This window comes from Methylobacterium planeticum (assembly GCF_008806345.1).
GTDB classification, from domain to species: domain Bacteria; phylum Pseudomonadota; class Alphaproteobacteria; order Rhizobiales; family Beijerinckiaceae; genus Methylobacterium; species Methylobacterium planeticum.
Map to the genome: position 1 here is coordinate 22,842 of NZ_VZZJ01000029.1, position 19,107 is coordinate 41,948.

The 19,107-nt window shown below is 72.4% G+C and carries 16 protein-coding genes and 1 pseudogene; 9 read left to right on the forward strand and 8 right to left on the reverse strand.

Annotation, left to right across the window (positions count from 1 at the left end; translation table 11 throughout):
- The first annotated feature begins 18 nt into the window (after positions 1 to 18).
- From pbfA to F6X51_RS23060, 6 genes are all read left to right on the forward strand, one after another.
- On the forward strand, positions 19 to 1,377 hold the full coding sequence (gene pbfA, locus F6X51_RS23035; protein WP_150966019.1) for a (R)-1-hydroxy-2-aminoethylphosphonate ammonia-lyase: 1,359 nt from the start codon (positions 19 to 21) through the stop codon (positions 1,375 to 1,377).
- A gap of 216 nt (positions 1,378 to 1,593) precedes the next feature.
- Complete coding sequence (locus F6X51_RS23040; protein ID WP_281407657.1) at positions 1,594 to 2,484, forward strand: LysR substrate-binding domain-containing protein; 891 nt, start codon at positions 1,594 to 1,596, stop codon at positions 2,482 to 2,484.
- A gap of 179 nt (positions 2,485 to 2,663) precedes the next feature.
- Positions 2,664 to 3,416, forward strand: a complete 753-nt coding sequence (locus tag F6X51_RS23045) for a sulfite exporter TauE/SafE family protein (protein ID WP_150966050.1) — start codon at positions 2,664 to 2,666, stop codon at positions 3,414 to 3,416.
- Positions 3,417 to 3,705: 289 nt separating this feature from the next.
- Positions 3,706 to 4,899 (forward strand): CaiB/BaiF CoA transferase family protein, encoded by a 1,194-nt coding sequence (locus F6X51_RS23050; protein ID WP_150966020.1) that lies wholly within the window; start codon positions 3,706 to 3,708, stop codon positions 4,897 to 4,899.
- Positions 4,896 to 5,846: a hydroxymethylglutaryl-CoA lyase gene (locus tag F6X51_RS23055; RefSeq protein ID WP_150966021.1), complete on the forward strand. Its 951-nt coding sequence runs from the start codon at positions 4,896 to 4,898 to the stop codon at positions 5,844 to 5,846. The genes F6X51_RS23050 and F6X51_RS23055 overlap by 4 nt, the downstream gene beginning before the upstream one ends.
- Positions 5,847 to 5,943: 97 nt before the next feature.
- Positions 5,944 to 7,266, forward strand: coding sequence for an MFS transporter (locus tag F6X51_RS23060; protein WP_150966022.1), 1,323 nt, complete (start codon positions 5,944 to 5,946; stop codon positions 7,264 to 7,266).
- A gap of 49 nt (positions 7,267 to 7,315) precedes the next feature.
- Here the strand turns inward: F6X51_RS23060 and F6X51_RS23065 are convergent, their stop codons facing one another.
- Complete coding sequence (locus F6X51_RS23065) at positions 7,316 to 7,783, reverse strand: Lrp/AsnC family transcriptional regulator (RefSeq protein WP_150966023.1); 468 nt, start codon at positions 7,781 to 7,783, stop codon at positions 7,316 to 7,318.
- Between the two features lie 120 nt (positions 7,784 to 7,903).
- Between F6X51_RS23065 and F6X51_RS23070 the strand changes: the two genes are divergently transcribed.
- Together F6X51_RS23070 and F6X51_RS23075 are read left to right on the forward strand one after the other, a co-directional pair.
- Positions 7,904 to 10,279 (forward strand): transketolase, encoded by a 2,376-nt coding sequence (locus tag F6X51_RS23070; protein ID WP_150966024.1) that lies wholly within the window; start codon positions 7,904 to 7,906, stop codon positions 10,277 to 10,279.
- Positions 10,280 to 10,417: 138 nt separating this feature from the next.
- Entirely contained in the window at positions 10,418 to 10,651 is a 234-nt protein-coding gene (locus F6X51_RS23075; RefSeq protein ID WP_246696970.1) for a hypothetical protein, read from the forward strand.
- Between the two features lie 13 nt (positions 10,652 to 10,664).
- Here the strand turns inward: F6X51_RS23075 and F6X51_RS29085 are convergent, their stop codons facing one another.
- From F6X51_RS29085 to F6X51_RS23100, 6 genes and pseudogenes are all read right to left on the reverse strand, one after another.
- Entirely contained in the window at positions 10,665 to 10,910 is a 246-nt protein-coding gene (locus F6X51_RS29085; protein ID WP_246696971.1) for a PTS sugar transporter subunit IIA, read from the reverse strand.
- 121 nt (positions 10,911 to 11,031) lie between these two features.
- Positions 11,032 to 11,727, reverse strand: a complete 696-nt coding sequence (locus tag F6X51_RS23085; RefSeq protein ID WP_150966026.1) for a response regulator — start codon at positions 11,725 to 11,727, stop codon at positions 11,032 to 11,034.
- 125 nt (positions 11,728 to 11,852) lie between these two features.
- Positions 11,853 to 13,663: pseudogene (locus tag F6X51_RS23090) on the reverse strand (DUF4118 domain-containing protein); the annotation flags it as partial.
- A gap of 21 nt (positions 13,664 to 13,684) precedes the next feature.
- Positions 13,685 to 14,290 carry a K(+)-transporting ATPase subunit C gene (locus F6X51_RS23095; RefSeq protein ID WP_150966027.1) on the reverse strand — a complete coding sequence of 202 codons (606 nt, stop codon included), beginning with the start codon at positions 14,288 to 14,290 and terminating at the stop codon, positions 13,685 to 13,687.
- Positions 14,291 to 14,309: 19 nt separating this feature from the next.
- Positions 14,310 to 14,453, reverse strand: a complete 144-nt coding sequence (locus tag F6X51_RS28135) for a hypothetical protein (RefSeq protein WP_191970221.1) — start codon at positions 14,451 to 14,453, stop codon at positions 14,310 to 14,312.
- A 175-nt stretch (positions 14,454 to 14,628) separates the two neighbouring features.
- Positions 14,629 to 16,569 (reverse strand): PhoX family protein, encoded by a 1,941-nt coding sequence (locus tag F6X51_RS23100; protein ID WP_150966028.1) that lies wholly within the window; start codon positions 16,567 to 16,569, stop codon positions 14,629 to 14,631.
- A 917-nt stretch (positions 16,570 to 17,486) separates the two neighbouring features.
- Between F6X51_RS23100 and F6X51_RS23105 the strand changes: the two genes are divergently transcribed.
- A complete protein-coding gene (locus F6X51_RS23105) occupies positions 17,487 to 17,789 on the forward strand; it encodes a hypothetical protein (protein ID WP_150966029.1) in 303 nt (100 codons plus the stop codon).
- Between the two features lie 13 nt (positions 17,790 to 17,802).
- On the opposite strand, the gene F6X51_RS23110 is transcribed toward F6X51_RS23105, so the two are convergent.
- Entirely contained in the window at positions 17,803 to 18,858 is a 1,056-nt protein-coding gene (locus F6X51_RS23110; RefSeq protein WP_150966030.1) for a zinc ribbon domain-containing protein, read from the reverse strand.
- Positions 18,859 to 19,107 lie beyond the last annotated feature (249 nt).

Below are 19,107 nucleotides of genomic sequence, written 5' to 3' on the forward strand. Positions count from 1 at the left end.
GGTGGGAAGGCCAGACCGATGATCGCCGAATCCGAGAGCGACACCAACCTCACCGACCGCCGCGCCGCCTGGCAGGCCCGCAGCCTCGACCCCGCGACCCGCACCCTGCTGGCGCGGGATTCCGCCGCCTTCCTGCACCAATCCGTCTCGACGCCCTGCCTCAACGCGGTCGCCCGGGCCGAGGGCATCTGGATCGAGGACGTGGCCGGGCGCCGCTTCATGGATTTCCACGGCAACAACGTCCACCACATCGGTTACGGCCACCCGCGCCTGAAGCGGGCCATCGCCGAGCAGATGGACGCCCTGCCCTTCGCGCCCCGCCGCTACGCCTGCGCCCCCGCGGTGGCCCTCGCCGAGAGGCTCGGGGCGATCAGCCCGGGCAACCTCGGCAAGGTGCTGTTCACCACCGGCGGCTCGGACGCCATCGAGGTCGCCGTGAAGGTCGCCCGCGCGGCGACCGGGCGCCACAAGACCCTGTCGTTCTGGGATTCCTTCCACGGGGCCGGCACGGGCGCCTCCGCGATGTCGGGCGAGATGCTGTTCCGCTCCGGGCCCGCCGGCCCGATGGTGGCGGGCGCCCTGCAGGTCGCGCCCTTCGGGGGCTACCGCTGCCCTTACGGCACGGATTCGGCCGAGGCGAGCGGCCGGGCCTGCGCCCGCATGATCGACTACGTGCTCGCCCGCGACACCGACGTGGCGGCCCTCGTGGCCGAGCCGACCCGGGCGGTGCCCTACATCCCGCCCCCGGGCTTCTGGGCGGAGGTGCGGGCGATCTGCGACCGGCACGGCGTGCTCCTGATCTTCGACGAGATCCCGACCGGGCTCGGCAAGACCGGCCGCATGTTCTCCTGCGAGCATGACGGGGTGACGCCCGACCTCCTCGTCGTGGGCAAGGGGCTCGGCGGCGGCATCCTGCCGATCGCGGCGGTGATCGCCGACCGGCGCCTCGACGTCGGCGGGGACTGGGCCTTCGGGCACTACACCCACGAGAAGAACCCGGTGACGGCCCGGGCCGCCCTCGAGACCATCGCGATCATCGAGGAGGAGGGCCTCGTCGAGAACGCCGCGCGGGTCGGGGACCTCGCCCTCGCGCGGCTCGCGGAGATGAAGCGCCGCCTGCCGGCGATCGGCGACGTGCGCGGGCGCGGCTGCCTGATCGGGATCGAGCTGGTGCGGGACCGGGAGGGCCGGGAGCCGGACGGCGCGCTCGCCGAGGCGGTGCTCTACCGGGCCCTCGATGCCGGCCTCTCCTTCAAGACCACCATGGGCAACGTGCTGACCCTGACCCCGCCCCTGATCGTGAGCGAGGCGCAGATGCTCGCGGCCCTCGCCATCGTCGAGGCGGCCATCGCCGGGGCGTCGGCGGCGGGGCCCTGAACCGACCGGGCCCGGCCCCCGGCGCCGGCCCCCTTGAAGCCCGGGGCGCCGAGGCGGATCATCGCGACGGCCGGGCCGCTGCGCGCCCGGCCCGCCCAGGATGCGCGGCGCCGTGCCCGCGCGGGGCGCTGAGACAGTCCGGACGCTCCCCTGAAGACGCCCCTCCCCTCCGACGCCGACGCGCAGGCCCTGTCCCGGGAGGCCGCGCGGGCGGCCGTGCTGCGGCGGCTCGACCTCACCACCCTGAAGCTCTTCGTCGCCATGTGCGAGGAGGGCACCCTCACGGGGGCGGCCCGGCGGGAGGCGATCGCCCCCTCCGCGGTGAGCAAGCGGCTGGGGGAGCTGGAGCGGACGCTCGGCATCAGGCTGCTCGAGCGCCGGGCCACCGGCATGGCGATCACGCCCTCCGGCGACACGCTCCTCCACCATGCCCGCCGCATCCTGCGCAACGCCGAGCAGGCGGCGCTCGAGCTCGCCGAGCACGCCAAGGGCGTGCGGGGCTTCGTGCGGATGCTCGCGAACCTCTCGGCGATCGTGCAGTTCCTGCCCGAGGACCTGCGGGGGTTCCTGGCGGCGCAGCCCGCCATCCGGGTCGAGCTCGAGGAGCGGCCGAGCACCCGCGTCGCCGCCGGCGTGCGGGACGGGGTGGCCGATCTCGGCATCTGCGCGGGCGACACGCCGACCGGCGGCCTCGCCAGCCTGCCCTACCGCCGGGACCGGCTCGTCCTGGTGATGCGGGCCGACCACCCGCTCGCCGGGCAGGCGGAGCTCCCGTTCTCCGAGACCCTCGAGCACGACCATGTCGGGCTCCACGCCGAGAGCTCGATCTACGGCAGCGTCCGGGCCGAGGCGCAGAGGCTCGGACGCCCGCTCCGGCTACGGGTGCACGTGCCGAGCTTCGACGCGGTCTGCCGGATGGCGCAGGCGAATATGGGCCTCGGCGTGGTCCCGTCGGGGGTGTTCGATCTCCTCGGCCCCCAGATGCGGCTCACGGCGGTGCCCCTGACGGATGTCTGGGCGCGGCGCGAATTGCAGATCCTCACCCGGCACGCGGCCCTGCCGCCGGCCGCGCGCCTCCTCCTCGACCACCTCGCGGTGGAGCCCTGACGCGGGGTGCCGACCTCCGCTCCGCGCGACCTGTGGGCGGGGTGCCGCCCGCCGGTCCGACGGATGCGAGGGCCGCGAGGCGATCTTTCACGTTGTGCCGGGGCGGCGCCCGGAACAGGGTCGGCGCTGACTGAGCCTCGCTTCTCCGAGACCTCGCGCCCCTGAAACTCCCGGTCATGATGCCGCTCGCACTCGAACCCCTTCCCCTCGCTGTCGCGGCCTTCGCCTTCTTCCTGGCCGGATTCGTCAAGGGCGTGGTCGGGCTTGGGCTGCCGCCCGTGGCGATGGGATTGCTCAGCTTCGTCATGGCGCCCGCCCAGGCGGCCGCGCTCCTCGTCGTTCCGGCCTTCGTCACCAATGTCTGGCAACTCGCGGCCGGTCCGCGTTTCGGGGCGATGGCGCGCCGCCTCTGGCCGATGCTCGCGGCGAGCATCGTCGGGACCCTGGGGGCGGCCGCCTACCTCCACGGCTCCTTCGGGGGTGAGGCCATCGTCGCCTTGGGCTTTGCCCTGATCGCCTCGGCAATCCTCGGGCTTGCCGCCCCGCGCCTCGGGGTGTCGCCGGGCACCGAGCGCTGGCTGGCGCCGCTCGCCGGGGCGGCGACAGGGCTGGTGACGGCCGCGACCGGCGTCTCCTCGATCCCTGCCGCGCCGTTTCTCGGCGCCTTGGGCTTCGACCGGGAGGATCTCATCCAGGCCCTCGGGCTCTCCTTCACGGTGTCCACCGTGGCGCTGGCCGTGGCCCTTGCGGGCAGCGGGATCCTGGGCTTCGGCGTTGCCGGTGTCTCGACCCTGGCACTGGTGCCGGCACTCCTCGGTATGAGGCTGGGAGGCTGGGTGCGCGGCCGTGTCAGCGAGCCCGTCTTCCGGCGCTGCTTCTTCATCGGCCTCCTGGGACTCGGGCTCCATCTCGCTGGCCGGGCCCTGATCTGACACGAGATCCGCGCTGTCCTGGCCGACGGCGGATCCCGACCGGGTCGCCCTGCTGGCTCGACGCCCGCTTCGCCGATCCCGCGCTCGAAGGCGGTCCGCCCCGAATCCACGCCCGATGGGCATCCGACGATCGCCGGCAGGCATCGGATCTCCACGCTCCGAGCCCCCGAGGCGTGCCGGAGACCCGTCGGGCGTTCTCCTTTGGAGAACGCCCGGTGGTGCATGACGTTTGGACACGTCCTCCGCTTCTCCGGTAGATATCGGGAAAATCAGACAGGAGGAGACGTCGATGAGTGGACCGCTTGCGGGAATCCGTGTGCTGGAACTCGGAAACCTGATCGCCGCGCCCTTCGCCGCCCGCCTGCTGGCCGAGTTCGGGGCCGACGTGGTGAAGGTCGAGACGCCCGGCAGCGGCGACCCCTTGCGCAAGTGGCGCAAGCTCCACGAGGGCACCTCGCTCTGGTGGTACCTCCAGTCCCGCAACAAGAAGTCCATCGCGGTCGACCTCAAGGCGCCGGACGGCCTCGCCGTCGTCAAGGCGCTCGCGGCGAGCGCCGACGTGGTGATCGAGAATTTCCGCCCCGGCGGCCTGGAGAAGCTCGGCCTCGGCTGGGACGTCCTCTCCGAACTCAACCCGAGCCTGACCATGGTGCGGATCTCGGGCTACGGCCAGACCGGGCCCTACCGCGACCGCCCGGGCTTCGGCGCCATCGGCGAGGCCATGGGCGGCATCCGCTACACCACCGGCTCCCCGGACAGCCCGCCGGCCCGCGTCGGAATCAGCATCGGCGACACCCTCGCGTCGCTCCACGGCGTCATCGGCGCCCTGATGTCGCTCCTGCACGTGAAGACCCAAGGCGGGCGCGGGCAGGTGGTCGACGTCTCCCTCGTCGAGAGCGTGTTCAACGTCATGGAGAGCCTCGTGCCGGAATACGACCTCCTGGGCGAGGTCCGCACCCGCACCGGGGGCGCCCTGCCCGGCATCACGCCCTCGAACACCTACCCGACCCGTGACGGCGGCTACGTGGTGATCGCGGGCAACAGCGACCCGATCTTCCGGCGGCTGATGACCGCGATCGGCCGGCCCGACCTCGCCGAGGATCCCGCGCTTCGCAGCAACGACGGCCGCTCGGCGCAGGCCGCCATGCTGGACGCCGTCATCGCCGAATGGTCGAGGGGGCGCGCGGTCGAGGAGGCGCTCGCGATCCTCGAGGCCGCCGAGGTCCCGGCCGGACGGATCTACTCGGTCGCCGATATCGTGGCCGACCCGCATTACGCCGCCCGCGAGATGATCCTCCCGACGGAGCTTCCCGGCGGCACGCAGGTGAAAATGCCCGGCATCGTGCCGAAGCTCTCGGGGACGCCCGGCGGCGTGCGGTGGTCCGGCCCGGCGCTCGGCGCCCACACGGACGCGGTGCTGGCCGGCCTCGGCTACGACGCGGACGCCGTTGCGCGCCTGCGCAAGTCGGGAGCCGTCGCATGACCTCCGCCAGCAAGAGCCTCACCGCCGAGACCCTGATCGTGCAGGAGGTCGCGCCCCGCGACGGCCTCCAGATCGAGCCCGTCTTCGTGCCGACCGAGGCGAAGATCGCCCTCGTCGACGCCCTCTCGGCCGCGGGCTTCACCCGCATCGAGGTGAGTTCGTTCGTCTCCCCGAAGGCCGTGCCGGCGCTCCGCGACGCGGCGGAGGTCTTCGCCGGGATCGCGCGGCGCCCGGGCACGGTCTACGTGGCCCTGGTGCCGAACCTGAAGGGCGCCGAGCGGGCGCTCGCCGCCGGAGCCGACGAGATCAACCTCGTGATGTCGGCGAGCGAGACCCACAACCGCGCGAATATGGGCATGTCCTGCGAGGCGTCCCTGGAGGCCTTCGGCCACATGGTCGCGGCCGCGCGGGGAACGCGGGCGACGATCAACGCCACCATCGCCACCGCCTTCGGCTGCCCGTTCGAGGGCCCGCAGGCGGTCGAGAAGGTGGAGGCGCTCGTCGCGCGCTACGGCGACCTCGGGGTCGACGGCGTCACCCTCGCGGACACCACCGGCATGGCGAATCCGCGCCAGGTCGCCGACCTCGTCCGCCGGACCCTGGCGCGGGTGCCGGCCGAGCGCCTGACCCTGCATGTCCACAACACCCGGGGCGCCGGCATCGCGAACGTGCTCGCCGCGCACGGGGCCGGGGCGCGCCGCTTCGATGCGGCGCTGGGCGGCCTCGGCGGCTGCCCCTTCGCGCCCGGGGCCACCGGCAACGTCTGCACCGAGGACCTCGTCAGCCTCTGCCACGAGATGGGCCTCGAGACCGGCCTCGACCTCGCCGCCCTGATCGGCCTCGCGCGGGGCCTGCCCGCCCTCGTCGGGCACGAGGTGCCCGGCCAGGTGGCGAAGGCCGGGCGCCCCTGCGACCTCCACCCCGCGCCCGCGCGCAAGGCGGCCTGAACCGCGCCGCCATCCCCGAAACCACGCCGCCGGACCGAACCGCCCGCCAGAGGCGGACCGGCCGCGAGCCCCCGACCGTCCCAGGGAGAAACAACCCATGTCCGTCGCCATGCCGGCCGCGCTCGACACCATCGACGCGGCCTCCGAGCCCGCCGTCTTCCGCAAGATCGCCTGGCGGCTGATGCCGCTGATCATGGTCTGCTACCTGTTCGCCTTCTTCGACCGGATCAACATCAGCTTCGCCAAGTTCCAGCTCCAGAGCGATCTCGGCTTCAGCAACACGGCCTACGGGCTCGGGGCGAGCCTGTTCGTGGTCGGCTACGTGATCTTCGAGGTGCCCTCGAACCTGCTGCTCTACCGGGTCGGGGCGCGGCGCTGGATCGCCCGGATCATGATCTCCTGGGGGCTGGCCACCGCCGCCATGATGTTCATCACCAGCGAGTGGCACTTCTACACCCTGCGCTTCCTCATCGGCGCCATGGAGGCCGGCTTCGCGCCGGGCATCCTGTACTACCTCACCCTGTGGTTCCCGGCCTCGCACCGGGGGCGCATCACCTCGCTCCTGTTCGTCGCCTCGGCCTTCTCCGGCATCTTCGGGGCGCCGATCGCCGGAATGATCCTGACCTACCTCAACGGCGTGGCGGGGCTGGCCGGCTGGCAATGGCTGTTCATCGCGGGGGGCCTGCCCTGCCTCCTCCTCGGCGGCCTCGTCCTCAACCGGTTCGACGACCGGGTCTCGGATGCCCGCTGGCTCACCGAGGCCGAGAAGTCCCTGGTGGCGTCCCGGATCGCGCAGGCGAACCGCGGCATCGGCGACCACTCGCTCCTCGGGGCCCTGCGCTCGCCGGGCTTCCTGATGATCGGGCTGATCTACTTCCTGCTCCAGGTCGGCTCCTACGGGCTGAACTTTTGGGGGCCGGACCTGATCAAGACGGCGAGCGGCGCCAGCGCGGGCGTCGTCGGGGTGCTCGCGGCCATCCCGTATATCTGCGGCGCCATCAGCATGGTGGTCGTCGGGCGCTTCTCGGATGCCTCGGGCGAGCGGCCGAAATTCGTGGCCGGCCTCGCCATCGCGGCGGCGATCGGGTTCTTCAGCGCGGGCCTGTTCGACCGGCAGATCGTGCCGCTGATGGTCGCCCTGGCGCTGCTCGGCGCCGGCATCGTGGCCTCGATCCCGACCTTCTGGACCCTGCCCCCGAAGCTCGTCACCGGGGTGGGGGCGGCCGGCGGCATCGCGCTCATCAACACGCTCGGCCAGTTCGGCGGCATCGTCAGCCCGGTGATGGTCGGCTGGATCAAGGACCTGACCGGCTCGACGACGCCGGCCCTGTACGTGATCGGCACCGTCTGCCTCGTGGCCGCCCTCCTGGCCCTGTTCGCCCTGCCGGCGAGCCTGCGCCGGAACGACCGGACGGCCTGACCGCCCCGCGGCTCCGGCCGGGCGGCCGGAGCCGCAGAGCGGGGGGGCCTCAGACCGGCAGCACGTTGGTGTACTTGACCTGCCCGAGGGCGAAGCTCGACTCGATCGAGCCGACGCCCTCGAGGCGGGTGAGCTTGTCCTTCAGGAAGCGCTCGTAGGCCGCGAGATCGGGCACGACGACCCGCACGAGGTAATCGTGCCGTCCGGTCATCAGGTAGCACTCGACCACCTCCGGCCAGCGCGCCACCGCCTCGGCGAAGCGGTCGAGTTCCTCCTCGCGCTGCCGCTCCAGCTTCACCGAGGCGAAGACGCTCATCGGCAGGCCGACCTTGGCCTGATCGACGAGGGCGACGTAGCCCTTCAGGATGCCCGCCCGCTCCAGGATCCGGATGCGCCGCAGGCAGGGCGAGGCCGAGAGCCCGACGCGGCCCGCGAGGTCCTGAATCGTGGCGCGCCCGTCCCGCTGGAGCTCGGCCAGGATCCTCCGGTCGATGGCGTCGATGCTCGGTTTTGGCATGAATTGCCCGCAGGTCCCCCTGGAATTGGCCGATCCTGCCAAAGATCTTGCCCGGTCCGCGTGATTTGGCAACTTCCGCCGCGAGCCCGGTGGCATGATCGGGCCGTTTCGGAGATCCCCATGCGCCACGACCCGCGCCAGCCCCACCTGACCGAGCTCGAGCGCAAGGCGCTCTGGCTCTCGACCTGGATGATCCACAACGCCAACCATGTCCGGCCGAATCCCGACGGCATGAAGGTCGGCGGCCACCAGGCCTCCTCCGCCTCCCTGGCGACGATCCTCACCGCCCTCTACTTCGCGGTGCTGCGCCCCGAGGACCGGGTCGCGGTGAAGCCGCATGCGAGCCCGATCTTCCACGCGATCCAGTACCTCGCCGGGCGGCAGAGCCGGGACAAGCTCGAGCGCTTCCGCGGCTTCGGCGGCGCGCAATCCTACCCCTCGCGCACCAAGGACACCGACGACGTCGATTTCTCGACGGGCTCCGTCGGGCTCGGCGTCGCGCAGACGCTGTTCGGCGCGCTGGTGCGCGACTACGTGCGCGCCCACGGCTGGGGCCTCGACAGGCCGGAGGGCCGCATGGTCGCCCTGGTGGGCGATGCCGAGATGGACGAGGGCAACATCTTCGAGGCCCTGATGGAGGGCTGGAAGCAGGGCCTGCGCCGGACCTGGTGGATCATCGACTACAACCGGCAGAGCCTCGACGCGGTGATCCGCGAGGGCCTCTACACCCGGTTCGAGCAGATCTTCCGCGCCTTCGGCTGGGACGTCGTGGTGCTGAAATACGGCTCGCTCATGGAGGCGGCCTTCGGGGAGCCGGGGGGCGAGCGCCTGCGGGCCTGGATCGACGGCGCGCCGAACCAGCTCTACGCGGCGCTGACCTTCCAGGGGGGCGCCGCCTGGCGCCGCCGGCTCGAGGCGGACCTCGCCGGGGACGCGCAGGCCCTCGCGCTGATCGGGCGCCGCAGCGACGAGGCCCTCGCGCTCCTCATGGGCAATCTCGGCGGGCACGACATGGTCAGCCTGCTCGACGCCTTCGCGGCGGCCGACAACGACCGGCCGACGGTGTTCATCGCCTACACGGTGAAGGGCTACGGCCTGCCGCTCGCCGGCCACAAGGACAACCATTCGGGCCTGCTGACCCCGGCCCAGGTCGAGCTCCTGCGGGACAAGGCGGGGGTGCGCCCGGGCCAGGAATGGGAGCCCTTCGAGGGCGCCGCCCTGCCGGCGGAGGATCTCCGGCGCTTCATCGCGCAGGCGCCCTTCTTCCGCGAAGGCCCGCGTCTGCGGGAGGCCCCGCGCCTGCCGGTGCCCGAGGCCTTCCCGGCGCCGCGCCAGCCGGTGATGTCGACGCAGGCCGGGTTCGGCCTGATCCTGAACGAGCTCGCCCGCTCCGACGCGCCGATCGTCGAGCGCATCGTCACGACCTCGCCGGACGTCACCGTCTCGACCAATCTCGGCGGCTGGGTGAACCGGCGCGGGCTCTTCGCCCGCGAGGAGTTGCGCGACCTGTTCCGGGCCGAGCGCATCCCCTCGACCTTCACCTGGGACTTCTCGGCGAAGGGCCAGCACATCGAGCTCGGCATCGCGGAGATGAACCTGTTCATCCTGCTCTCCGGGCTCGGCCTCTCGCACCGCCTGTTCGGCGAGCGGCTGATCCCGATCGGCACGCTCTACGATCCCTTCATCGCCCGCGGCCTCGATGCGCTGAACTACGCCTGCTACCAGGACGCGCGCTTCATCATCGCGGCGACGCCCTCCGGGGTGACGCTGGCGCCGGAGGGCGGGGCGCACCAGTCGATCGGGACGCCGCTGATCGGGCTGGCGCAGGACGGCCTCGCGACCTTCGAGCCCGCCTTCGTGGACGAGTTGTCGGTGATCCTGGCCCACGCCCTCGACTACGTTCAGCGCGACGGGCAGGAGGGCGCGGAGCGGGGCGGCTCGGTCTATCTGCGCCTCTCGACCCGGACCCTGGCGCAACCGCAGCGCAGCCTGTCGGCGGATCTCACGGCCTCCATCGTCGAGGGGGCCTACTGGCTGCGCGAGCCCGGCCCCAACGCCGAGATCGTGGTGGCGTATACGGGCGCGGTGGCGCCGGAGGCGATCGAGGCGGTCGGCCTGATGGCGGAGGACCGCCGCGATGTCGGGCTGCTCGCCGTGACCTCCGCCGACCGCCTCCACGCGGGCTGGACCGAGGCCCAGCGTGCCCGCGAGGGCGGACGGGACCAGGCGCGCAGCCATGTCGAGGCGCTCCTCGGCGGTCTGCCCCCGCATTGCGGCCTCGTCACGGTGATCGACGGCCATCCGGCGACGCTCGGCTGGCTCGGCGCGGTCCAGGGGCACCGCACGCGGGCGCTCGGCGTCGAGCGGTTCGGCCAGACCGGCACCGTGGCGGACCTCTACCGTCACTACGGCCTCGACGCGCGCGGCATCGTCGGCGCGGCCCTCGCGCTGGCGCCGGAGCGCCCGATCCGCCACCTGCGCGGCGCCTCGGCCTGAGGCGGCGGGCCCGCGGTAGCGCGGATCCTGATGAGATGCTGATGCGGAGGGGGCCCGTGCCCGCTCGATTCCTGATAGGGAGGCGACGAGATTTCGTCGGCGGTCCCGCGGATGGATCGCGCGAGACCCCCGAATTCCATGTCGAACTCCCTCTTCACCGGCACGACCCGCCCCGAGCCCGTCCTGGGCCCGGGTCTCCACTTTCTCGTCGGCCAGGACGCGCAGGGGCGCTGGGTCGCGGTGGAGGCGCGCGGCCTCGCCGGCGGCATCTTCCGCAGCCGCCGGGACGCGATCCACTACGCCGCCGCCGAGACGCGCGGGCGGCCGGATGCGGTCGGCCTGTCGCTGGAGCGGATCGACCTTCGGATCTGAGCGGCGCGGCGGGTCAGGTGCTCGGGTGCGCGGCCGGGTACGCGACGGGGTGCGCCCCGCCCATCGCCGCGTAGAGGCCCGCGGCGTCGCGGGCCCGGCGCATCGCCGCGGCGGCCTCCGGATCGCGCAGGCGCCGCGCGACGCCGGCCAGCGCGTTCAGGGACGCGTCCGGGGTCCCCATCGGCAGGAGCAGCAGGAAGACGAGGTCGACCGGCTGCTCGTCGACCGCGTCGAACGCGACCGCGGCGCGCGGGCCCACGAGGACCTGTCCCGGCGCGAGGAGATCGGGACGCCTCGTCGGGACGCGCCGCGGCGGGGGTGGACGGAACAGGTCACGGGAACTCCGGAACGCGGGGGGCCATGCGGCCGGCGGCGGCGCATCAGGAGCGCGGCGCGTCGTCGGGGGCCCGCAGGCGGTAGCCGACGCCGGTCTCGGTGAGGAGGATGCGCGGCCGCTCCGGATCGGCCTCGAGCTTCTGGCGGAGCTGGCGCATGTAGACCCGCAGGTATTGCGGGTCGGAGGAGGTCGAGACCTCGCTCATCAGCTGGGCATGGGTCAGGACCTTGCCGGCATGCTGCACCATCACCCGCAGGAAATCGTACTCGCGCGGCGTCAGCTTCACCTCGGATCCGTTCAGCCGCACGATGCGCCGCACGAGGTCGACGCTGAGGCCGTCGACCTGGAACAGGGCGCGCTCGCCCTGCACGGCCAGCTGGTGGCGCAGGGCCGTGCGGATGCGCGCGAGGAGCTCGCCCATGCCGAAGGGCTTCGTCACGTAGTCGTCGGCGCCGAGATCGAGGGCCTCGACCTTGCCCGTCTCGTCGTCGCGGCTCGACAGCACCACCACCGGCAGGTCGGGATGGCCCTCGCGGATGAGGCGCAGGAGGTCGTGCCCGCGCATGTCCGGGAGGCCGAGGTCGAGGATCACGAGATCGACCGTGTCGCGGGCCAGCACCTCGCGGGCGGTCCGGGCGTTCGGGGCCTCGACGACCCCGTACCCTTGCGTCGCCAGCCCCATGCGCAGGAGCTTGCGGATGGGCGGCTCGTCGTCGATCACGAGGATCTGCAGGCTCATGCGGCGATGGTCCGGGCGGGATTGCGCGATCCGGAGGGGATCGGCAGGGTGAGGGTGAAGACGGCCCCGCTCCGGTCGCGCCGGTTCGCGGCCGTGATCCGGCCGCCCATCGCCTCGATGAAGCCCCGCTCGATGGCGAGGGCGCCCTGGTCGGCGAGGGCATCGAGGAGCCTGCGGCTCTCCGGCGTCAGGATCGGGCCGGAGCCGTCGGCGTCGAGGCCGATCACCCCGATGGTGCCGCGCCCGGTGCGCATCGGCAGGAACAGGCGCCTGGCGCCAGGCAGCGTGTCGGCGCCGCGCCCGGTCGGCCTGTCGTTGTCGAAGGCCCATTGGGCCGCCGCGAGATCGGCCTCGTCGAGGCGGTCCTCGGGCGGGTAGCCGCCCCGGACCGCGACGGAGCCGCCCTCCGGCAGCAGCAGGACGACGCGGACCCGCAGCATGGCGGCGACCTGGGCCGAGGTCGCCCAGAGCACGTCGTCGAGGGTGCCGCAGCCCGCGAGCTTGCGGCTGAAGCCGTAGAGGCGCTCGGTGGACCGGGCCCGGCCCTGGCTGATCACCGCCGCCTTCCGGGAGCGGGAGGCGAGGTTCGAGACCAGCACGGCCACGATGGTGAAAGGCAGGAAGGCGGCGACATTCGTCGGGTCCGCGATCGTGAAGGTGTAGACCGGCGGCAGGAAGAAGAAGTTGTAGGACAGGGACGCGGCGACGACCGCGGCGAGCGAGGGCCCCAGGCCGAAACGCACCGCCACCGCGACGACGGCGGTGAGGAGGACGAGGTCCGCGTTCTCGACCCCGGTATAGGGCTGGAGCAGCAGGGCGAGGCCGAGGCCGGCGGCGGTCGCCAGCACCGCGAGGCCGTAGCTGCGCAGGCCCAGGACCGGGTCGCCTTGCCGACCACGATGTGGTTGACGTTGGCCGAGCGCGCATAGGCCAGGATGTCGTCCGCCGTCCGGCGGCTGCCGGGCAGGGTCACGGCGTCGCCGCCCAAGCGGTCGGCGAGCCGCAGGGTGTCGGCGATGCGGTCGCGCTCGGGCTCGCTCAAGGTCGTGCTGCGCGGCCCCGCGACGCTGAGCGCGGTCCAGGGGGCGAGCAGGCGGTCGGCCAGACGCTTGGCGTAGCGCACGAGCCCGGCCGAGCGCGGATCCTCGCTGATGCAGACGAGGACCCGCTCGCCCGCGCTCCAGGGGCCCGGGATCGCGTTCGCCCGCATGTGGCTCAGGAGCTCGTCGTCGACCCGGTCGGCGGTGCGCCGCAGCGCCGGCTCGCGCAGCGCCGTGAGGTTGCCGCGGGAGAAGTAGTGCTTCAGGGCCCGCTCGGCATTCGTCGGGACATAGACCTTGCCGTCCTTCAGACGCTGGATCAGGTCGTCGGGGTTGAGATCGACCACCTCGATGTCGTCGGCCCGGTCGAGGATGCCGTCCGGCACGGTCTCGCGGACCCGGATGCGGGTGATCTGCGCCACGACGTCGTTGAGGCTCTCGACGTGCTGGATGTTGAGCGTGGTGTGCACGTCGACGCCGGCATCGAGCAGCTCCTCGACGTCCTGGTAGCGCTTCGGGTGGCGCGAGCCCGGGGCGTTGGTGTGGGCGAGCTCGTCGACGAGCGCGAGGGCCGGACGGCGCGCGAGCAGCGCGTCGAGGTCCATCTCCTCCAGCACCGTGCCGTGATAGGGAACGCGCCGGCGCGCCAGCACCTCCAGCCCCTCGACCAGCGCCTCGGTCTCGGCCCGGCCATGGGTCTCCACCACGCCGACCACCACGTCGGCTCCGGCCTTCCGCCGCGCCAGCGCGACGGTCAGCATCTCGCAGGTCTTGCCGACGCCGGGGGCGGCGCCGAGGTAGACCTTGAGGCGCCCGCGCGTCCGCTCCGCCCGGCGCGCCGCGTCGAGCAGGGCGTCGGGCGAGGGGCGGTTCGGGTCTCGGCCGGCCTCGGACATGCGCGATCTTAGACGAAGGGACTACTTCCGGGCGAGATCGTCGAGGGCGAGGTTGAGGGCCAGCACGTTGACGCGCGGCTCGCCGAGCACCCCGAGGAGCCGGCCCCGCACCTGCCCGCGGACGAGGTCGCGCAGGCGCTCCTCCGGGAGGTTGCGCGCCCGGGCGATGCGCGGCACCTGGAACAGGGCGGCCTCGGGCGAGATGTCGGGGTCGAGCCCGGACCCGCTCGTCGTCACGAGGTCGACCGGGACCGGCTGCCCGGGATTCTCGGCCGCGAGGGCCGCGCGGTCGGCGGTCACGCGCTCGGCGAGGGCGGCGCTCGTCGGGCCGAGATTCGAGCCGCCGGAATTGGCCGCGTTGTAGGGTGCCGGCACGGTCCTGGTGCTGTCGGCCGGGTCCGGGGCGAGCGTGGCCGAGGGGCGGCCGTGGAAGCTGCCGGCCCCCGCGAAAGGCTGGCCGATCAGCGCCGAGCCGACGACCTTGCCGTCGCGCTCGACCAGGCTGCCGGCGGCCTGGGCCGGGAACAGCACCCCCGCGAGGCCGGTCATCGCCAGGGGATAGGCGAGGCCGGTCAGCGCCGTCAGGGCGGTCAGCAGGACGAGGGCGGGACGAAGCTCTTTGAGCATGGGAGTCATCTCCGGGAGGTCAGGCGAGGTGCAGGGCGGCGCCGAAGAAGGCGAGGCCCGCGGCGATGAAGACGATGTCGAGCATGGTGCGTGCGAATCCGATCCCGGCCCTCGGGGCGACGTCCGGCGGGCCGGGGCCGTCGCTTGGCCGAGGCCCGATCATGGCCGGGAAGCGCGTGAGGATTCGAGACGGAGGCGGCGGCGATCTTATATGGGAGCCGTTAGGATCCGGGCGCCACCCGCACGGGCGGGCGCAAAGCCCCCCCGGTGGCCCGCTCCGGGGCGTTGCCCGTTCGGGCGACCCCGGTTCGGGCGATCTTGGTTCGGGCAATCTTGGTTCAGGCGATCTTGCCGCTTCCCTTGCGCGTCACGGCGACGATCGAGGGGCGCGGCGGCAGGTTCGGCTGGAAATCCGGCCAGCGCGTCGCGGGCTGCTCGAAGCTCGCGGGCGCGGCCTCGTCCTCGGATTCACCGGGGTGCTGCACGGCGACGAAGAAGGTCTGGTCGTCGGGGGTGAAGCACGGGCCGCACATCTCGGCGCCGACGGGCACCCGGAAGAAGTGCCGGGCGGTGCCGCGGCGCGGCCCCTCGGTCTCGAGGGCCCAGATCCCGTCGGCGCGCCCGGTCGCCTTGCGCGAGTTCCCATCGGTGGCGATCCAGAGGCGTCCCCGGCCGTCGACCGTGCAATTGTCGGGCATGCCGAACCAGCCGTTCGCGCTGGTCTCCGCCGAGAAGGTCGCGCCCGCGGCCGGGCTGCCGCAGCGCACCAGCACCTCCCAGCGGAACCCCGTCGCCGCGTGGTCCGCATCGTCGGGCATCATCTCGACGATGTGCCCGAAGGCGTTGTTCGGCCTCGGATTGGCGGCATCGACCTGGTCGGCGGTCCGCTTGCCGTTGTTCGTCAGCATCACGTAGACGCGGTTCGTCAGCGGGTTGGCCTCGATGTCCTCGGGGCGGTCCATCCGGGTGGCGCCGAGCCGGTCCGCCGCGCGGCGGGTCTCGATCAGCACCTCCGCCTGGCTCTCGAACCCGGCGGCGGCATCGAGGCCGCCCTGCCCGTGGACCAGGGGCAGCCAGGTCCCCGTCCCGTCCGCGTCGTAGCGGGCGACGTAGAGCGTGCCGGAATCGAGGAGGTCGCGGTTGGCGGCCCGGCTTCCCGGGTCGACCCGGCCCGCGGTCACGAACTTGTAGACGTAGTCGAAGCGCTCGTCGTCGCCGAGATAGACGACGTAGCGGCCGTCCCTGGCGAGGATGCCGGCGGCCCCCTCGTGCTTCACGCGCCCGAGCGCCGTGCGCTTCTTCGGCACCGAGCCCGGGTCGAAGGGATCGATCTCGACGACCCAGCCGAAGCGGTTCGGCTCCCGGGGCGTCCTGGCGAGATCGAAGCGCTCGTGGACGCCGCCCCAGCTGTATTGCGGGGCGCCGAGGCCGTAGCGCTTGGCGTTTCGGGCCTCGGGATGCCCCTCGGGCAGCTTGCCCTGGAAGTAGTAGTGGAAGTTCTCCTCGCCCGAGAGCCAGGTTCCCCACGGGGTGAGCCCGCCCGAGCAGTTGTTGATGGTGCCGCGCACCAGCCGGCCGGTCGGATCCTCGGCGGTCTGCAGGCGCGGGTGACCGGCGGCCGGGCCGGTGATCTCCATCGGGGTCTCGGCGGTGATGCGGCGGGTGTAGGGCGAGCCGAGTACCGGCTGCCACTTGCCGCCCTCGCGCCGGATCTCGACCACCGATCCGCCATGCGCCGCGATCTCGACCGCGATCTGGGCCGGCGAGAGCGGCAGGGGGCCGTTCTTGCGGCTCAGCGTGGCAAGTCCCGGAAACATGAGTTCGGCATTCGTGTACTCGTGGTTGACCACGAGGAGGCCGTGCGCGCTCGAATTCTCGATCGGGATGTAGCCGACGAAGTCGTTGTTGTAGCCGAACTGGCGCGCCTGGGTCGCGGCGCTCTGGGTGGCCGGGTCGAGGGCGGGCGCGTCGGGAAAGAGCGGGTCGCCCCAGCGCAGCAGGATGTCGGCGTCGTAGCCCTCGGCGACGTGGTGGGTCTCGTCCGAGCCGGCCTCGATCTCGGAGAAGTCGAAGGACGAGGCCAGACCGGCGGCCCCCGCCTCGGGCGGCAGCAGGACCTCGGCGCCGAGCGCCGCCGAGAGGCCCACCGCCATCGAGCCGCGCATCAGGTCCCGCCGGCTGAACCGGCGCGCGATCACCTCTCCGAGGGTCGTGCCGGGGGTGGCCTCGGCGGCGGGGTCGTTGAACCCGGAGGTCGTGGCATCAGGGGCGGGCGACATCGCGCGGATCGGACCGGTGCGTTGGGACGGGAGCGCCGAGGCTCCAGCACTTCCGTGTCAGGGATGTGACACGCAGGCCGCGATGACCCGGCAATCCGGCGCCCGATCCTCCGATCCCGGCGCGTGCCGGCACCCTCGGGGCGCCGCGGAGCGGCGGGCTCGGCGACGTCACCTGCGCGCTGCACCAAAGCGAGGCCGGCGGGCTTGTTCGCGCCGGGTCCCGCGCGAAACCTCGCGCGGAGCACCGGCCGACCGCCATCGCGCAATGGAGTTTTGCAAGATCCGGTCTAGCGTGGCCGTTGTGCCGGTGCGACGATGCCTGCGTCGGGTTCTTCGAACCTGACAGGGCCCCGCCGGCACTCACGTCCTGTCTCGCTGGCGGGACCCCTTGCCGCTGCGGTCCGTCATCGTTGGCCGATGCCACAACTTTGGTCGAATGGCCGGCGTGCCGGGCGCCGGCTACCATTCGGGCCGTCGCATCGTCCCGGCATGTTCGGTCGGTGTGGCCGGCGGGCCTGCAGCCTCCGAACCCACGATGCCGCACGGCCCGCTGCTCCCTCGTCCGCAGCACTCCATCCTGCGGCCGGTCCGACCCGGTGGCCGCGACGCCTCCCGGGCGGCCCGGCCGTTCCATCCTCCGTGCTCCGGCGCCGCGATGCGGGAAGGTTCTCCGGCGTGATCGCACCGGTCCCTCGCGGTGCGAGACATACGCTCCGAAAGCATCTCCACGTGCCGGGCAGCAAAAACTCAACAAACGTTAATACGATCGCGAAGATCGCGTTATCTATCCGAAACGAATGCAAATGGTACAGGCATTGCGATCGAACCGACAATGCGTGTTTTTGTACCGGAATGATCCCGACTCGGGCTATAAGTCCGAAAGCGCAGAGCTGAAGAACGCCGCAAGGGGCAAGGCTGTGACCCGTTTTGAGACTTCTGAGCTTGCGAGAGACATCCGCCCGCGCGAGGTCGCGGAGGATGGCGGGGACGACGAGCCGGCCTGCCTGAGCGCCGCGGCGGAGGCTACGCTGCGGCAGGTCTCGGATGCCCTCGGCATCACCATGGCCCTGTTCTCGTCGAACGTGGTCCCGCTGCGCGTACAGGCCGGCGAGACCGTGGGCCTGCACGAGGCCTCGGCGCTGATCCAGGCCTACCTCCGGATCGACGATGCCACGACGCGGCAGCGCTGCCTCGCCTTCGTCCAGTCGGCGGCCGTCTAGATCGAGGCCGACGTCATGCCGGCTGCGCGGTGGGAACCGCGGCCGGTTCGCCGCAGGCGTGGCAGAAGCGGTCGAACGTGCTCTTGCGCTGCTCGCAGCGACCACACCGCTCGAAGACGCCGATCCCGCAATGCGGGCAGAAATTCGTGCTCGGATCCGTCAGGTTGATCGGCCGCTCGCAGCCGGGGCAGACTTTCTTCGCCAGGTTCGCCAGGGCCTGATCGGTCGCGATCTCGGTCCGCCGCTCCTCGTTGGGGCGCGCCTCGGCCTCCTTCTGCCGGCTCAGATAATCCTGGAACGCGTTGATGCCGGCCCGGCCGGCGATCAGCGTGACGATGATCCCGACGCCGTACTGCACGTAGCCGCCGTAGCTCGGCAGGTAGGGGACGAGTTCGACGAAGAAGGCGAATGCGGCGAAGAACGCGAACCCCCAGATGAAGGGCCAGTTGCGCGTGTGCCGCCGCTTCAGCAGGAGCCAACCCGCGAGGCCCAGGAGCGGCAAGGTCAGGGCGAGCCGGTAGCCGAAGACGCGCAGCTCCTGCGCGGTCTCGGCCGACCGCAACTTGTCGGCGGCGGCGATGCGGATCTCGGTCTCGACGCGCTCCTGCGCCGCGGCGCGCTCCGACAGGTCCAGCCCCTCCCGGGTGAAGCCTTCGAGCCGGGTCTCGATCGCGCGCTCGGCGTCCTTGAGCGCGTCGAGCCGCTCGGTGCGGCTGACGAGGCCCGGATCCTGGTCCACGCGCTGCGTCGCGTCCCGCGTCTTGAGCCAGTTCGAGAAGGTCTCGCGCGCGGCGGCGGAGGCGGAGCGCGCCGCCTCGAGGGCGAGCTCGGCCTGCTCGCTGCGGCGTCGGTTCTCCTCCTGCTCGCGGCGGATCTGCCGCAGCGCCTCGGCGGTCGGGCCGGCGCGCTCGCGATCGAGGAACTGCTCCAGGGTGTAGTGCTGCTCGACCTGGGGAAGGTCGCCCACGATCAGGGAGCCGAGCGCCGTCAGGAACCACGCGAAGGCCAGGGCGACGAGCCAGAGCGCGCGGTTGAACCAGCGCTCCGAGGATCTGGATCCGACTTTCACGCGAGCTCTCCCCTTCCGCGCCGACGCGGACCCTTGCCTTCCGCGCCGACGCGGACCCTTGCCTTCCGCGCCGGCGCGGACCCCTGATCACGTGCCCGGGCGAACCCGCTCGACGTCCCGCCGCGTTGTCCCCATCGGCGGGATTCGCGCGGCGCGCAACAGGCGGATGGTAGCTGAGCAGGGCGCGAACCGACACGCGGTGTTCGCCGGCACATCGGGGATGGCGCGGGCAGTCGCTCAAATCCGGTT

Coding starts and splice junctions, on each gene's coding strand:
- F6X51_RS23085 (WP_150966026.1), bottom strand. CDS start 11,727: ATGAGCCTGCAGATCCTCGTGATCGACGACGAGCCGCCCATCCGCAAG.
- F6X51_RS23050 (WP_150966020.1), top strand. CDS start 3,706: ATGAGTGGACCGCTTGCGGGAATCCGTGTGCTGGAACTCGGAAACCTG.
- pbfA (WP_150966019.1), top strand. CDS start 19: ATGATCGCCGAATCCGAGAGCGACACCAACCTCACCGACCGCCGCGCC.
- F6X51_RS23055 (WP_150966021.1), top strand. CDS start 4,896: ATGACCTCCGCCAGCAAGAGCCTCACCGCCGAGACCCTGATCGTGCAG.
- F6X51_RS23095 (WP_150966027.1), bottom strand. CDS start 14,290: ATGCTCAAAGAGCTTCGTCCCGCCCTCGTCCTGCTGACCGCCCTGACG.
- F6X51_RS23100 (WP_150966028.1), bottom strand. CDS start 16,569: ATGTCGCCCGCCCCTGATGCCACGACCTCCGGGTTCAACGACCCCGCC.
- F6X51_RS23045 (WP_150966050.1), top strand. CDS start 2,664: ATGCCGCTCGCACTCGAACCCCTTCCCCTCGCTGTCGCGGCCTTCGCC.
- F6X51_RS23065 (WP_150966023.1), bottom strand. CDS start 7,783: ATGCCAAAACCGAGCATCGACGCCATCGACCGGAGGATCCTGGCCGAG.
- F6X51_RS23070 (WP_150966024.1), top strand. CDS start 7,904: ATGCGCCACGACCCGCGCCAGCCCCACCTGACCGAGCTCGAGCGCAAG.
- F6X51_RS23075 (WP_246696970.1), top strand. CDS start 10,418: ATGTCGAACTCCCTCTTCACCGGCACGACCCGCCCCGAGCCCGTCCTG.
- F6X51_RS23060 (WP_150966022.1), top strand. CDS start 5,944: ATGTCCGTCGCCATGCCGGCCGCGCTCGACACCATCGACGCGGCCTCC.
- F6X51_RS28135 (WP_191970221.1), bottom strand. CDS start 14,453: ATGATCGGGCCTCGGCCAAGCGACGGCCCCGGCCCGCCGGACGTCGCC.